This is a genomic window from Streptococcus sp. 3167, assembly GCF_013277175.1.
In the GTDB taxonomy this organism is placed as follows: domain Bacteria; phylum Bacillota; class Bacilli; order Lactobacillales; family Streptococcaceae; genus Streptococcus; species Streptococcus pseudopneumoniae.
In genome coordinates this window covers 1-743 of record NZ_VMML01000117.1, presented here as the reverse complement: position 1 = coordinate 743, position 743 = coordinate 1, and the positions used below count along the sequence as shown (strand labels likewise).

The following is a 743-nucleotide window of genomic DNA, read 5'->3' as shown; positions in this document are numbered from 1 at the left end:
CCTCAAAAGGGCATACTCCTCCCTTGGTGCGTCACACGATTTTTTCATCTCGACTGTTCTTTAATGTATCATTAACGACGCTTTTCTTCTAGGTGGTTCATAAGGAACAGGAAGATTCAGGTTGACTTTTCTAATCCTAGAATAAAGTGCTGAAAACAATTCGGAATAGGCATAGAGACTAGACAATTTGAGGAGCTGCTTGCGTCCTGTTCGAACACATTTTCCTACCACGTGAAGAAAAAGATGGCGGAAGCGTTTGATTGTTAAAGTTTGGAAGTCACCTCCAGCTAGATGTTTGAGAAAAAGATAGAGATTGTAGGCGATACAGCTCATCATCATACGAACTTCGTTTTTGATTAAGGCTGAACTATCCGTTTTATCACCAAAAAATCCCTCCTTCATCTCCTTGATGAAATTCTCGGCTTGACCACGTCCACGATAAAGCTGAAACTGGTCTTGGCTTGTTCCACTCGTCATATTTGTAACGAGAGAAATAACATCGTAGAACAAGTTCCCTTCTTTTCGTTCAGAGAACTGGCAGACACGACGCTTGTGCGACCAAGATCCTGCTTGATAGAGAGTTTCTGAGTAGGCGGAGTGGGGCAAGATGGTTAAGTCCTCATCCTGTGGGCAAGGGAGGGAAAGGTCTCCAAGACGGCTCAGAACAGTATTTTTCTTGAGTTTTATGAGGTAGTATTGCCCTGTTTTTTCAATTAAATCGTATAATTTTGGGGTCGCAAAGC

General features: G+C 42.5%; 1 pseudogene. It reads right to left on the bottom strand.

What is annotated here, in order from left to right:
- Positions 1 to 60: 60 nt before the first annotated feature.
- Positions 61 to 743 (bottom strand): annotated as a pseudogene (locus HT678_RS11205) (IS1380-like element ISSpn5 family transposase); the annotation flags it as partial.